Annotated in this window: 14 protein-coding genes; 8 read left to right on the top strand and 6 right to left on the bottom strand. The window is 68.7% G+C overall.

What is annotated here, in order from left to right; genetic code table 11:
* The first annotated feature begins 10 nt into the window (after nucleotides 1-10).
* The 8 genes from rapZ (at nucleotide 11) to EV643_RS18335 (ending at nucleotide 6,872) form a co-directional block, all read left to right on the top strand.
* Nucleotides 11-877, top strand: a complete 867-nt coding sequence (gene rapZ, locus EV643_RS18370; protein WP_133801307.1) for an RNase adapter RapZ — start codon at nucleotides 11-13, stop codon at nucleotides 875-877.
* On the top strand, nucleotides 874-1,821 hold the full coding sequence (locus tag EV643_RS18365; protein WP_133801306.1) for a gluconeogenesis factor YvcK family protein: 948 nt from the start codon (nucleotides 874-876) through the stop codon (nucleotides 1,819-1,821). The genes rapZ and EV643_RS18365 overlap by 4 nt, the downstream gene beginning before the upstream one ends.
* Nucleotides 1,822-1,953: 132 nt before the next feature.
* Entirely contained in the window at nucleotides 1,954-2,937 is a 984-nt protein-coding gene (whiA, locus tag EV643_RS18360; protein ID WP_133801305.1) for a DNA-binding protein WhiA, read from the top strand.
* A gap of 204 nt (nucleotides 2,938-3,141) precedes the next feature.
* Entirely contained in the window at nucleotides 3,142-4,146 is a 1,005-nt protein-coding gene (gene gap, locus EV643_RS18355; RefSeq protein WP_133801304.1) for a type I glyceraldehyde-3-phosphate dehydrogenase, read from the top strand.
* 93 nt (nucleotides 4,147-4,239) lie between these two features.
* Complete coding sequence (locus EV643_RS45685) at nucleotides 4,240-5,442, top strand: phosphoglycerate kinase (RefSeq protein WP_133801303.1); 1,203 nt, start codon at nucleotides 4,240-4,242, stop codon at nucleotides 5,440-5,442.
* A 6-nt stretch (nucleotides 5,443-5,448) separates the two neighbouring features.
* Nucleotides 5,449-6,267, top strand: coding sequence for a triose-phosphate isomerase (gene tpiA / locus EV643_RS45680; RefSeq protein ID WP_133801302.1), 819 nt, complete (start codon nucleotides 5,449-5,451; stop codon nucleotides 6,265-6,267).
* Complete coding sequence (gene secG / locus EV643_RS18340; protein WP_133801301.1) at nucleotides 6,264-6,497, top strand: preprotein translocase subunit SecG; 234 nt, start codon at nucleotides 6,264-6,266, stop codon at nucleotides 6,495-6,497. Before tpiA ends, secG begins: the two co-directional genes overlap by 4 nt.
* Nucleotides 6,498-6,512: 15 nt before the next feature.
* On the top strand, nucleotides 6,513-6,872 hold the full coding sequence (locus tag EV643_RS18335) for an RNA polymerase-binding protein RbpA (RefSeq protein WP_133801300.1): 360 nt from the start codon (nucleotides 6,513-6,515) through the stop codon (nucleotides 6,870-6,872).
* 61 nt (nucleotides 6,873-6,933) lie between these two features.
* Here the strand turns inward: EV643_RS18335 and EV643_RS18330 are convergent, their stop codons facing one another.
* Genes EV643_RS18330 through tal form a run of 6 tightly spaced genes read right to left on the bottom strand, consistent with a single transcriptional unit; the run spans nucleotide 6,934 to nucleotide 13,896 of the window.
* On the bottom strand, nucleotides 6,934-7,758 hold the full coding sequence (locus tag EV643_RS18330; RefSeq protein WP_133801299.1) for an isocitrate lyase/PEP mutase family protein: 825 nt from the start codon (nucleotides 7,756-7,758) through the stop codon (nucleotides 6,934-6,936).
* 4 nt (nucleotides 7,759-7,762) lie between these two features.
* Nucleotides 7,763-8,500, bottom strand: a complete 738-nt coding sequence (gene pgl, locus EV643_RS18325) for a 6-phosphogluconolactonase (RefSeq protein ID WP_133801298.1) — start codon at nucleotides 8,498-8,500, stop codon at nucleotides 7,763-7,765.
* Nucleotides 8,497-9,621 (bottom strand): glucose-6-phosphate dehydrogenase assembly protein OpcA, encoded by a 1,125-nt coding sequence (locus EV643_RS18320; RefSeq protein ID WP_133801297.1) that lies wholly within the window; start codon nucleotides 9,619-9,621, stop codon nucleotides 8,497-8,499. The genes pgl and EV643_RS18320 overlap by 4 nt, the downstream gene beginning before the upstream one ends.
* Nucleotides 9,618-11,168, bottom strand: coding sequence for a glucose-6-phosphate dehydrogenase (gene zwf / locus EV643_RS18315; protein WP_133801296.1), 1,551 nt, complete (start codon nucleotides 11,166-11,168; stop codon nucleotides 9,618-9,620). The genes EV643_RS18320 and zwf overlap by 4 nt, the downstream gene beginning before the upstream one ends.
* The gene (locus EV643_RS18310; protein ID WP_133801295.1) at nucleotides 11,165-12,778 is read right to left on the bottom strand and encodes a phosphoglucose isomerase-related protein; all 1,614 of its coding nucleotides are present in this window, start codon (nucleotides 12,776-12,778) and stop codon (nucleotides 11,165-11,167) included. Before EV643_RS18310 ends, zwf begins: the two co-directional genes overlap by 4 nt.
* Nucleotides 12,775-13,896, bottom strand: a complete 1,122-nt coding sequence (gene tal / locus EV643_RS18305) for a transaldolase (protein WP_133801294.1) — start codon at nucleotides 13,894-13,896, stop codon at nucleotides 12,775-12,777. Before tal ends, EV643_RS18310 begins: the two co-directional genes overlap by 4 nt.
* Nucleotides 13,897-13,924: the final 28 nt, after the last annotated feature.

Raw genomic sequence — 13,924 nt, 5'->3', positions numbered from 1 at the left:
TGAGACGGATATGGACAGCTCGAGCGGCAACCTGATCATCGTGTCCGGAATGTCCGGCGCGGGACGCAGTTCGGTCGCGGACGTACTGGAGGACCTCGGCTGGTTCGTGGTGGACAACCTGCCGCCGATGTTCCTCACCACGATCGTCGAGCAGGTGGTCGGGACCGGGGCGTCGCCGCGGCTGGCGGTGGTCGTCGACGTCCGGACCGGGATGTTCTTCGACGAGCTCGGGTCGGCGCTCGAGGACCTGCGGACCAAGGGGTACCGGCCGGTGACGCTGTTCCTGGAGGCGTCCGACGATGTGATCGTGCGCCGGCAGGAGAGCGTCCGGCGGCCGCACCCGTTGCAGGGTGAGGGCCGGTTGCTGACCGGTATCCAGCGGGAACGCGAACTGCTCGGCGACATCCGGGCCGGCGCCGACCTGGTGATCGACACCTCGAACCTGAACATCCACCAGCTCGCCGCCAAGATCGTGAACGCCTTCGGCGACGAGGAGAACGCCGAGCTGCGGGCCACCGTGGTCTCGTTCGGTTTCAAGTACGGCATCCCGGTCGACGCCGACGTGGTGGCCGACATGCGGTTCGTCCCGAATCCGTACTGGCAGCCCGACCTGCGCCCGATGACCGGACAGGACAAGCCTGTGTCAGACTTCGTCCTCGGCCATCCGCTGGCCCAGCAGTTCCTGCAGAACTACGTGGACGTGCTGGACACCCTGCGGACCGGCTACCTGAACGAGGGCAAGCGGTTCGTCACGGTCGCGATCGGCTGCACCGGTGGGAAGCACCGGAGCGTCGCGATGGCCGAGGAGATCGCGAAGCGGCTGCGGGAGAAGGGATCACCGACCTTGGTGGTGCACCGGGATCTGGGGAGAGAGTGACGAGAGCTCCACGAGTCGTCGCACTGGGCGGCGGGCATGGCCTGGCCGCCTCGCTCTCCGCGCTGCGCCACGTCACCGACCAGCTGACCGCGGTCGTGACGGTAGCCGACAACGGTGGTTCGTCCGGCCGGTTGCGGCGCGAGCTCGGGGTGCTGCCGCCGGGGGATCTCCGGATGGCGCTGGCCGCGTTGTGCCGGGACGACGAGTGGGGCCGCACCTGGGCCGACGTACTGCAGCATCGGTTCCGCAGTGATGGTGAGCTGCACGATCACGCGGTCGGGAACCTGCTGATCGTCGCGTTGTGGGAGCTGCTGGGGGAGGCCGTCGACGGGCTCGACTGGGTGGCCCGGTTGCTTGGTGCGCAGGGTCGTGTGCTGCCGATGTCCGCGGTACCGCTGGACATCACGGCTCGGGTGCTCGGGCTGGATCCGTTGCACCCCGAGGAGATCACCGAGATCCGTGGGCAGGCCGAGGTCGCGACGACCGGTGGTCATGTCGTCGACGTCGCGCTCGATCCGGCCGATCCGCCGGCCTGTCCGGAGGCGTTGGTGGCGATCGCGGAGGCCGACTGGGTGGTGGTCGGTCCGGGGTCGTGGTTCACGTCGGTGATCCCGAATCTGCTGGTGCCGGCGTTGGCGCGCGGGCTGCAGGAGACGACGGCCCGGCGGCTGGTCACGTTGAACCTCGGCGAGCAGAAGGGTGAGACCGACGGGTTCTCCCCGGAGACACATCTGGAAGTGCTCGCGGCGCACGCTCCCGAGCTGAGGATCGACGTGGTGCTCGCCGATGAGGAACATGTTCCGGACCCGCTGTCGTTACGTCGTACGGCGAACTCTCTCGGCGCCGACCTGGTGATCGCCGACATCGCGGACGACGACCGCCACCTGCACCACGATCCGGCGAAGCTGGCGAAGATCTATCGTGAGGTTTTCCACCGGCCGTAACCGCGGTACTGGCCGACTCACATCCCGGCGAAGCCGGCTGCAGTTTGTTGTGTGCGTAACTGGGCTACGGGTGGGGGAGTTGGACCCTGGGTGACACCCGAGGGTCTTTGACAGCGGTGGGAGGATTCCTTCATGGCGATGACAGCACAGGTGAAGTCCGAGCTGACCAGTATTCAGGTCACCAAACCCTGCTGCCGGAAGGCCGAGGTCTCGTCCGTGCTGCGGTTCGCGGGCGGCCTGCACCTGGTGTCCGGGCGGATCGTCGTGGAGGCCGAGCTGGACAGCGCCCGGGCCGCGCGGAGGTTGCGCAAGGACATCGCCGAGATCTTCGGGCACCCGTCGGAGGTCGTGGTGATCTCCCCGTCGGGGATCCGCAAACAGACCAAGTACGTCGTCCGCGTGGTCCGCGACGGTGAGGCGCTGGCTCGCCAGACCGGTCTCGTCGACAACCGCGGCCGCCCGGTTCGCGGCCTGCCGCCGGCGGTCGTGTCGGGTGCGTCGTGTGATGCGGTCGCGGCCTGGCGTGGTGCGTTCCTGGCGCACGGGTCGCTGACCGAGCCGGGCCGGTCGTCTTCGCTCGAGGTGACCTGCCCTGGTCCGGAGGCGGCGTTGGCATTGGTCGGCGCGGCCCGGCGGCTGGGCATCGGATCGAAGGCGCGCGAGGTGCGGAACGTCGACCGCGTGGTGATCCGCGACGGCGATGCGATCGGCGCGTTGCTGACCCGGCTCGGTGCGCACGAGTCGGTGCTCGCCTGGGAGGAGCGGCGGATGCGCCGCGAGGTCCGGGCCACCGCCAACCGGCTGGCGAACTTCGACGACGCGAACCTGCGCCGGTCCGCCCGCGCGGCTGTCGCGGCCGGTGCCCGGGTCCAGCGGGCGCTGGAGATCCTCGGGGAAGACGTACCGGATCACCTGCAGGTGGCGGGCAAGCTGCGGCTGGAGCACAAGCAGGCCAGCCTGGAAGAGCTCGGTCAGCTGCACGAGCCGGCCCTGACCAAGGACGCGGTCGCCGGCCGGATCCGCCGCTTGCTGGCGATGGCCGACAAGCGCGCCGCCGACCTCGGCATCCCGAACACCGAGGCAAACCTCACCCCAGAAATGCTCGACCCAGCCTGAATCCCTTTTCCAGTAGAGCAATCGGCGGCCCCGGGACGTGAAGATCCCGGGGCCGTTGCCGTGTTCGGGTGGTCTGGTAAAAAACTCACGGGGCGGGACTGGTGGTCTGATGTGGACGCTACCAGTGGGCCAGGTGGGCTGTTGGGCTAGTGTTTCGGCTGTAGCGGCAGTGCTCGAATGCTAGTTCTGAGGAGACGCAGTCCCGTGACCGTTCGCGTAGGTATCAACGGCTTCGGCCGGATCGGCCGTAACTTCTTCCGCGCCGTACAGGCGTCCGGTGCCGACATCGAGGTCGTCGCCGTCAATGACTTGACCGACAACCAGACCCTCGCTCACCTGCTGAAGTACGACTCGATCCTGGGCCGCTTCCCCGGTGATGTGTCCGCGACCGACACCGACATCAGCGTCGGTGGCCACACCTTCAAGGCGTTCGCCGAGCGGGACCCCGCGAACCTGAAGTGGTCCGACGTCGGCGCCGACATCGTGATCGAGTCGACCGGCTTCTTCACCGACGCCACCAAGGCCAAGACGCACGCCGACAACGGCGCCAAGAAGGTCATCATCTCCGCCCCGGCGAAGAACGAGGACCTGACCGTCGTGATGGGTGTCAACCACGAGCTGTACGACGCCGACCAGCACACGGTGATCTCGAACGCGTCCTGCACCACGAACTGCCTCGCTCCGATGGCCAAGGCCATCCACGACGAGTTCACCATCCAGCAGGGCCTGATGACGACGATCCACGCGTACACCCAGGACCAGAACCTGCAGGACGGCCCGCACTCGGACCTGCGCCGGGCCCGCGCCGCCGCGCTGAACATCGTGCCGACCTCCACCGGCGCCGCGAAGGCGATCGGCCTGGTGCTGCCGGAGCTGAAGGGCAAGCTGGACGGGTACGCGCTGCGCGTGCCGGTGCCGACCGGCTCCGCCACCGACCTGACCATCACCGTCGGTCGCGAGACCTCGGTCGAAGAGGTCAACGCCGCGGTGAAGGCGGCCGCCGAGGGTGCGCTGAAGGGCTACCTGAAGTACACCGAGGACCCGATCGTGTCGACCGACATCGTCACCGACCCGGCTTCCTGCATCTTCGACGCCGGCCTGACCAAGGTCCTCGGCAACCAGGTGAAGGTCGTCGGCTGGTACGACAACGAGTGGGGCTACTCCAACCGCCTCGTCGACCTGGTCAACTACGTCGGCGCCTCGCTCTGACGTCTCACCCCTGCCGTTGCGTCCGAAGAACCTTGGCCTGTAACGCAAGGTTCTTCGGACGTTGGCGATTTTCTGCTGGAGGAGAGAGACCCTGTGAAGACGATTGACGATCTCGGCGACGTCGCGGGGCTGCAGGTGCTGGTGCGCTCCGACCTGAACGTTCCGATCGACGGCGAGAAGATCGGTGACGACGGCCGGATCCGCGCCTCGGTGCCGACGCTGGTGAAGCTGGCCAAGGCCGGCGCCAAGGTGATCGTGACCGCCCACCTCGGCCGTCCGAAGGGCGAGCCGAACCCGAAGTACACCCTCGCCCCGGTGGCCAAGCGGCTCGGTGAGCTGCTGGAGCCCGAGGGCATCACGGTGAAGTTCGCGACCGACGTGACCGGTGACAGCGCCCAGGAAGCCGTTCAGCTGCTGGACGAGGGCGAGGTCCTGCTGCTGGAGAACATCCGGTACGACGCGCGCGAGGAGAGCAAGGACGACGCCGAGCGCGGCGGTTTCGCGGATGAGCTCGCCGGTCTCGCCGACGTGTTCGTCAGCGACGGATTCGGGGTCGTGCACCGCAAGCAGGCCAGCGTGTACGACGTGGCGAAGCGGCTGCAGCACGCCGCCGGCGGACTGGTGCTCGCCGAGGTCGAAGTACTCAAGAAGCTGACCGAGGACCCGGCCCGCCCGTACGTCGTGGTGCTCGGCGGGGCGAAGGTCTCCGACAAGCTGGCCGTGATCGAGAACCTGCTGGCCAAGGCCGACAAGCTGCTGATCGGCGGCGGCATGGTGTTCACCTTCCTCAAGGCCCAGGGCCACGAGGTCGGCAAGAGCCTGCTCGAGGAGGACCAGCTCGACACGGTCAAGGGCTACCTGGAGACCGCGAGGTCCAAGGGCATCGAGATCGTGCTGCCCACCGACATCGTGGTCGCGCCCGAGTTCAAGGCGGACGCCCCGGCCACCGTCGTACCGGCGGACTCGATCCCGGCCGACCAGCTCGGTCTGGACATTGGCCCGGATTCGGCGAAGGCCTTCGCGGCCGAGATCGCCGGCGCGAAGACGGTGTTCTGGAACGGCCCGATGGGTGTCTTCGAGATGGCGGCGTTCGCCGGCGGAACCAAGGCCGTGGCGCAGGCGTTGACCGAGGTGGACGGGCTCAGCGTGGTCGGTGGCGGTGACTCGGCGGCCGCGGTACGGCAGCTGGGCTTCGCCGACGACCAGTTCGGGCACATCTCCACCGGGGGTGGCGCGTCGCTGGAATACCTGGAGGGCAAGGAGCTCCCGGGGCTCGCCGTACTGGAAGAGGATTGATCTGAGATGGCTGGCTCTGACGTTTCGGACGCCCGTACGCCGCTGATGGCGGGCAACTGGAAGATGAACCTCACCCACGTCGAGGCCGTGCACCTGCTGCAGAAGCTGAGCTGGACGCTGCAGGACAAGAAGCACGACTTCGAGCGGGTCGAGGTGGCGGTGCTGCCGCCGTTCACCGACATCCGCAGCGTGCAGACGCTGGTCGACGGTGACCGGATGAAGATCGGGTACGGCGCGCAGGACGTGTCCGAGCACGACGCGGGCGCCTACACCGGCGAGATCTCGGCGGCGATGCTGACCAAGCTCGGTTGCACCTACGTGCTGGCCGGTCACTCCGAGCGCCGGCAGTACCATGGCGAGGACGACGCCTTGGTGAACAAGAAGGCAACCAAGGCGCTGGCGGCCGGGCTGGTCCCGATCGTCTGCATCGGCGAGGGCCTCGAGGTCCGCAAGGCCGGCGAGCACGTCGCGTACACGCTGGCCCAGCTGGACGGCGCACTGGCCGGGCTGAAGCCGGACGACGTCCGCAAGGTCGTCATCGCCTACGAACCGGTCTGGGCGATCGGCACCGGCGAGGTGGCCACCCCCGAGGACGCGCAAGAGGTCTGCGCGGCGATCCGGGGCCGGCTGGAGGAGACGATCTCACCTGCGGTGGCCGACTCGGTACGGATTCTTTACGGGGGGTCGGTGAAGATGAGCAGCGCAGGTGGCATCATGGCCCAGCCGGACGTCGACGGCTGCCTGGTGGGCGGAGCGAGCCTCAAGGTGGACGAGTTCGCCGGAATCTGCCGTTACCTGGACCTTCAGTTAGGCTACTCCTCGTGATTATCGCTTTTTCGGTTGTTGTGGTCGTCTGCAGCCTGATCCTGACCGGGCTCGTGCTGCTGCACAAAGGCCGCGGTGGCGGCCTGTCGGACCTGTTCGGCGGCGGTGTCTCGTCCAACCTGGGCGGGTCGTCGGTGGCCGAGCGGAACCTGGACCGGATCACGATCGGCATCGGCCTGATCTGGTTCGCGGCCATCGTGGCCCTCGGCCTGCTGTACAAGCTCGGCTGAGAGGGGAGACGTCTCGTGGCTGGTAGTGGCGGTGCGATTCGAGGCAGCCGGGTCGGCGCCGGACCGATGGGCGAGGCGGAGCGCGGCGAGTCCGCGCCGCGGCAGCGCATCGTGTTCTTCTGTGCGAACGGTCACGAGACCGCGACGGTGTTCGCGGTCGAGGCGGACATCCCGGAGGCGTGGGACTGTCCACGGTGCGGTCTGCCGACCAGCACCGACGTGAACAATCCACCCCCGCCGCCGAAGATCGAGCCGTACAAGACGCACCTCGCCTATGTGAAGGAGCGTCGCAGCGAGCAGGAGGCCGCCCAGATCCTCGAAGAGGCCCTGGAACGCCTCCGCACCCGCCGCGCCAACGGCGAGATCATCTTCTAGTTCTGCGTACGCCGGCAACGCACCAGCCCGGGCCGTCCTCGGACCCGCCCGGGCTTTCGCGTTACTGCTCGGCGGGCGGTAGCCGGTGGCGGGCGAAGAGGGCGTTGAGTTCGCCCTGCGGGATCTGGTCTGCGGCGAAGGTGATGGTGCCGGCGGTCTGGATCTCCTGGGCGGCGTTGCGGACGAATCCGAGTGCGGCGCGGGCGATGCTGCCGCCGAGGCTGATCCGGGTGACACCGGCATCGAACAGGTCGTGGGTGGTGAGGCCGGATGCGCCCAGGCCGAGGACGACGTTGAGAGGGCCGTCGATCTCGGCGACCAGAGAACGGATCGCGGCGAGGTCGTTGACGCCCGGGACGTAGAGACAGTCGGCGCCGGCTTCGGCGTACAGGTTGGCGCGGCGAATCGAGTCGGCCAGGGGAGTGGGCTGCTTCAGGAGTTGCCCGTCGGTGCGCGCGGTGAGGACGAAGTTGGGGCCGGCCGCCTCCTTCGCGGCGACGATGCGCTCGACTGACAGCGCCTCGTCGTACAGTTCGCGGCCGTTGTAGTCCTCGATGTTGCCGCCGGCAAGTCCCGCGTCGATGGCCAGCCGGATGGTCTTGGCGACCTCGTCCGGGGGTTCGCCGTACCCGTCCTCGAGGTCGCCGTTCACCGGTACGGCGCTGGCCGCGGTGATCTCCTGGATCCGCGCGAACATGTCCTCCCGCGACACGGCCGGAGCGCCGTCCGGCAGGGTGTGATCACCCTTCCCCATCGAGAACGCGATCCCCGCGCTGGTGGTCGCGATCGCGGCGAACCCGGCCTCGACCAGGATGACCGCGCTACCGGCATCCCAGGCGTTCGGCATCACAAACGATCCGCCATGCAACTCTCGAAAGCTCGTCATACCGTCAGAAAATCTCCGTGGCCGCGGCTTCGTCGAGCAGCCAGAGGGTGCGGGTGAGGCCCTTGGGCGTGGCGGCTGGGAGGTCGGCGCCGGTCAGGGCGAGGCTGACCGCCTTTGCCTTGTCGTCGCCGGAGACCACGAACCACACCTCTTCCGACCGCCCAAGCGCTGGGAACGTCAGCGAGACGCGGGTCGGTGGCGGCTTCGGCGAATCGTGTACCGCCACAGCGGCCCGGTCGAGCACCCCCAGCTCCGGGTGCTCGGGGAACAACGACGCGACATGTCCATCCGGACCGACACCCAACATCAGTACGTCGAACGTCGGCACGCCGTCGCTATCGTCGGGGCCGGCCGCCGCCGCGAGTTCTTCGGCGTACGCCGCGGCAGCCGTCTCGGGGCCTTGACCGGAGTCGGCCGCCATCGGGTGTACCCGGGCCGGGGCCACGTCGACGTGCGAGAGCAACGCGTCCCGCGCCTGCGTCTCGTTGCGCTCCGGATCGCCGTCCGGCAGGAAGCGTTCGTCACCCCACCAGAACTCAACCCGCTGCCAGTCGATCGCACTCCGGGCCGGGGACTCCGCGACGGCCCGGTACACGGCCGCCGCGACCCGGCCGCCGGTCAGCACGACCTGCGCGACCTTGCCGGTGCTCTGGACGTCGACCAACCGGGTGATGAAGCGCGCCGCAACCGCATGCGCCAGCCCTTCGGCGTCCCGGTTGATCAGGATCGAAGGTGCCGTCATGACCGCCCGGCCACCCTCTTGCCCGCACTCTTCTTGGCCGTCGACTTCTTCGTGACGGCTTTTGCTGGAGCCTTCCGAGTGTTGGTCTCCCCGGCAGCCGGTTTCTTGGCCACAGACTTCCGAGCCGACTGAGCAGCCGCACTCGGCTTCTTTGCCGAGGTGGCGGCCTTCGTCGTACGGCGGTTGACCGGGCTGACCTTCTTCGCCTCGGCCGGCATGCTCTCCCGCTCGACCATGCACGCCAGCGTCCGCGCGTACACGTCATCCGGATCGAGCCGGCGCAACTCCTCGCTCAGCAGCTCGGACGTCACCCGGCGCTTCAGCGCGACCGGCCGATCCGGCTGCCCCGGGATGCTGAACGTCGCCACCGACCCGTCCGGCCGGGTCAGCGCGATCGGTCCCTCCGGCGTGAACAGCCGTACGGCGGTGATCCCCGGGCCGCGCGAGTTCCTCTCCTCGACCGCGACTTGCAGCCGGTCCTGCAGCCAGGACGCGAGCAGGTCGGCACTCGGGTTGCCCTTGGCCGAAACCACTTCCGCACCGGTGACCTTCACGGGGTACTGATCCAGCGCTGCGGCGAGCAGCGCACGCCATGGCGTCAACCGGGTCCACGCGAAGTCGGTGTCGCCCGGGAGGTATCCCGCGGCGCGGGCAGCGAAATCCACCGAGGCACGCCGGGTGGCGGCCGCGTCGGAGACCCGGCGACGGCCGAGCTTGCCGAGCGGGTCCTCGGCGGGAACCTTCGGCCCACCACCCGGCCACCAGACGACGACGGGGGAGTCGGGCAGCAACAGCGGCAGGACAACGGATTCAGGCACCTTGGCGAGCTCGCCGTGCAGCCGCAGCAGCACCGCCTCACCCGGGATTCCCTCACCGACACGGACCTCTGCATCCAGACCCGGCGTACCCCGGCCCGGGCGGAGGATCGCGACGAGGACGCGGGACGGGTGTTCCTTGCCGGCCTCGTTCGCGGCCTTCATCGCGTCGTGGTGGGACGCCTCGTCGACGACCACCACGATGGTGCCGACCATGCCCATGGCCGGTGAGCCCGCGTTGCGGCGGGCCCGGAGCAGCGCCGACGCGATCTCGCTCGACGTGGTACCGGTCAGGTCGATGATCATGGCCGCCTCCAGGCGCGTCCGTCGCGGGCGAGCATCTCGTGCGCGGAGTCCGGGCCCCAGCCGCCGGAGGCGTACTGGTCCGGCTTGCCGTGCTCGGCCCAGTACTCGATCACCGGGTCGAGGATCTTCCAGCCCAGCTCCACTTCGGTGTGCTGCGGGAACAACGGCGGATCACCAAGCAGTACGTCGAGGATGAGCCGTTCGTACGCCTCGGGGGACGACTCCGTGAACGACCCGCCATACGCGAAGTCCATGTTCACGTCCCGGATCTCCATCATCGTGCCGGGCACCTTGGCGCCGAACCGCATGGTGATGCCCTCGTCCGGCTGGATCCGCATCACCAGCGCGTTCTGGCCGAGCTCTTCGGTCTCGGTCTTGGTGAACGGCAGATGCGGCGCCCGCTTGAACATCACGGCCACCTCGGTCACCCGGCGGCCGAGCCGTTTGCCGGTGCGCAGGTAGAACGGCACCCCCGCCCAGCGGCGCGTGTCCACGTCCACCCGCAGCGCCGCGAAGGTTTCGGTCGCGGAGGACTGCGGAATGCCGTCCTCCTGCAGGTAGCCCTTCACCTTGGAGCCGCCCGCCCAGCCGGCGGCGTACTGACCGCGGGCGGAGTGCAGGTCGAGCCGGCCCGGCAGCTTCACGGCCGCCAGCACCTTCTTCTTCTCCTGCCGCAGCGACCACGCATCGAAGCTGACCGGCTCCTCCATCGCGGTCAGCGCGAGCAGCTGGAGCAGGTGGTTCTGGATCACGTCCCGGGCCGCGCCGATGCCGTCGTAGTACCCGGCCCGGCCGCCGATGCCGATGTCCTCGGCCATGGTGATCTGCACGTGGTCGACGTAGTGGCTGTTCCAGACCGGCTCGAACATCGCGTTGGCGAACCGCAACGCGAGCATGTTCTGGACGGTCTCCTTGCCCAGATAGTGGTCGATCCGGAAGACCGCCTCGGGCGGGAACACCGACTCGACGACGCGGTTCAGCTCCCGCGCGCTCTTCAGGTCGTGACCGAACGGCTTCTCGATCACCACCCGCCGCCACGAGCCCGGCTTCTCCTCGGTCAGCCCGTGCTCGGACAGCTGCTGCACGACCTGCGGGAACAGGCCCGGCGGGATGGACAGGTAGAACGCGTGGTTGCCACCGGTACCCCGGGTCACGTCCAGCTCGTCGACGGTCTCCCGCAGCCGCTTGAACGCCTCGTCGTCGGTCAGGTCACCGGGGACGAACCGGAACCCCTCGGCCAGCTGGGCCCAGACCTCTTCGCGAAAGGGCGTCCGCGCGTGCTCCTTGACGGAGTCGTGCACGATCTGGGCGAAGTCCTGGTTCGTGTAGTCGCGCCGGGCGAACCCGACCAGCGCGAAACCCGGCGGCAGCAGCCCGCGGTTCGCCAGGTCATAGATGGCCGGCATCAACTTCTTGCGTGCCAGATCGCCGGTCACACCGAAGATCACCAGGCTGGACGGCCCGGCGATCCGGGGGAGCCGCCGGTCCTGCGGATCCCGCAGCGGGTTCACCGGACCGGTCGGCTCGTCTTCGAGTTCAGCGGTCATCGGCCGCTTGCCTCCGAGGTTTCGTGAGTGTCGAGAAGAGACAGCAATTGCCGTACGCCGGCGGCCGCGTCCGTCAGGTGCAGACGCAGGACCGGGCGGCCGCGGTCGGCCAGGACGTTCGCGTCACCAGCGGCTTGGGCCGAGATCAGCGTGCCAAAGGTGAACGGGCGGTCCGGGATGGCCACGTCCTCGGTCTCCGAGGTGGTGATCTGCAAGAACACTCCCTGCGGGTGGCCGCCCTTGTGGTACTGCCCGGTGGAGTGCAGGAACCGCGGTCCCCAGCCGAATGTCACCGGACGCCCGGTCCGGATCGCCAGCGCCGGGCGGATCGCCAGCAGATCGGCGTCCCGCTCGGAGTCGAGGTACGCCATGACGGCCAGGTAGCCGTCGTCGGCGAGCTTGCCCAACAGCGTTTCCACCGCGCCCTGAAGGCTGTCGATGCCGTCCAGCAGTCCCTCGGAACCGCGGACCTCAACGGATCCGTCGGTGAAGGCTGCCGCTTCCGGTTCGGGCTGGGCGTCGAGCAGACCGCGTGCGGCGACCTTGGCGCTCTCCACATCCGGCTGGTCGAACGGGTTGATGCCGAGCAGGTACCCGGCTACGGCGGTCGCCGTCTCCCACAGCAGGAACTGCCCGCCGAGCGGCCCGGACGTCAGTGCGGTCGGCACCTCGCCGGCTGCCTTGTCCGCGAGCAGCGTGTCCACGAGGTCCGCGGCCTTGCTGCGCAACTCGGGTGCTTGGAATCCCTCGACCGCGACCGGCAGCACACCCGTGCCGTTCTTGCCGGTGCTCTCGGCGATCAGCTGCTCGGCCCAGTCCGGAAAGCCGACGATGTCGGAGCCGTCCGCGGCCACGATCGCCTTGTCCCGGCCCGGCGTACCGGCCAGCACGGCACCCAGCACGAGCGCCGGGTTGTCGGCCGAGTCGGCCACGAGCGCGGGAGCGGCCTCGGCTGCCTGGTCCAGCAGCTCGGCCACATCCGCCCCGGCGAGCGCCGAGGGGACCAGACCGAAGGCGGTGAGCGCGCTGTACCGGCCGCCGACATGCGGATCGGCCAGGAACGTCTTGCAGTAGCCCTCGTCCGCCGCGAGCTTCTCGAACGGCGAGCCCGGGTCGGTCACGACGATGATCCGGCTGGCCGCGTCGATCCCGGCGTCGGTGAACGCCTTGATGAACGTACGCCGCTGGCTGTCGGTCTCGACCGTGCCACCGGACTTGCTGGAGACCACCAGGACGGTGCGCTGCAGGTCACCGGCCAGAGCCCGCGCGATCACGCTGGGGTTGGTCGAGTCGAGCACGACGAGCTCCACGCCGGCCGTCCGGGTGATCACCTCGGGCGCGAGCGACGAACCACCCATCCCGGCCAGCACGATCCGGTCCAGGCCCTCGGCCCGCAGATCCGCCTGCAACGCCTCGATCTCGGCCAGCAGCGGCCGCGAGGACTCGTACAGGTCGACCCAGCTGAGCCGGATCGACGACTCCGCCTCGGCCTCGGGACCCCAGATGGTGGCGTCCTTCCCGGCGATCCGGGAGGCGATCTTCTCCGACACCAGCCGGTCGATCACCTCGGTCCAGTCGCCGTTCTGCGTGCTGACTGCCGGAGTGCTCACTTGGCGGCCGCCTTCAGTGCCGAGGTGACGGTGTCCTGCAGCTCGGACCAGGACACGTCGAACTTGCTGACGCCCTCGTCCTCGAGCACCTGCACGACCTCGTCGTACGAGACGCCGAGCGCCTCCAGGTCCGCGAAGAGCTTGCGGGCCTCGTCGTACGTGTTGCGGACCGTGTCGCCGGTGACCTCACCCTGCTCGGCGACCGCCTTGATGGTTGCCTCTGGCATCGTGTTGACGACGCCGTTGGTGACCAGCTCGTCGACGTACATGGTGGCCGGGTACGCCGGATCCTTGACGCCGGTGGATGCCCACAGCGGGCGCTGCGGCTTGCCCCCGGCGGTCTCGATCTCGCGCCAGCGATCGGACGAGAAGATCTCCTCGTACGCCTCGAACGCGAGACGGGCGTTGGCGATCGCGGCCTTGCCCTTCAGGGCTTTCGCTGTGTCTTCGGAGGCGGTGCCGATGAAAGCGTCCAATCGTTTGTCGATCTCGGTGTCCACCCGGCTGACGAAGAAGGAGGCGACGCTGCCCAGCTTGGTCACGTCGTGACCGTTGTCGAGCGCCTTCTCCAGACCGCTGAGGAACGCGTCCGCGACGGCCTTGTACCGGTCCAGGGAGAAGATCAGCGTCACGTTCACGCTGATGCCGGCGGCAAGGGTCTCGGTGATCGCCGGCAGGCCTTCCTTGGTGGCCGGGATCTTGACGAACACGTTCTCCCGGCCGACGGCCTCCCACAGCTCCTTGGCCTGGGCGATCGTCTTCTCGGTCTCCCGGGCCAGACCGGGCTCGACCTCGATCGAGACCCGGCCGTCCACGCCCTCGGTGTCGTCGTACACGGGCTTGAACAGATCGGCGGCGGCCCGGACGTCGTCGGTGGTGATCACCCGGATCGCCTGGTCGGTGGAGACCCCGTCGGCGGCCAGCCGGGCCACCTGCTCGGCGTACGCGTCCGCGTCGGAGATCGCCTTGGCGAAGATCGTCGGGTTGGTGGTCACCCCGACGACGTGCTGGTCATGGATCAACTCCGCCAGGCTGCCGCTGCTGAGCCGCTGCCGGGAGAGGTCGTCGAGCCAGATGGAGACACCCGCGTCGGCGAGTGCTTTCAAGCGATCGTTCATGTCCGAAGCCCTCCGAAATGTTCTGTTG

Source organism: Kribbella caucasensis (genome assembly GCF_004361855.1).
Classification (GTDB): domain Bacteria; phylum Actinomycetota; class Actinomycetes; order Propionibacteriales; family Kribbellaceae; genus Kribbella; species Kribbella caucasensis.
This window is presented reverse-complemented; position numbering and strand designations above follow the sequence as displayed.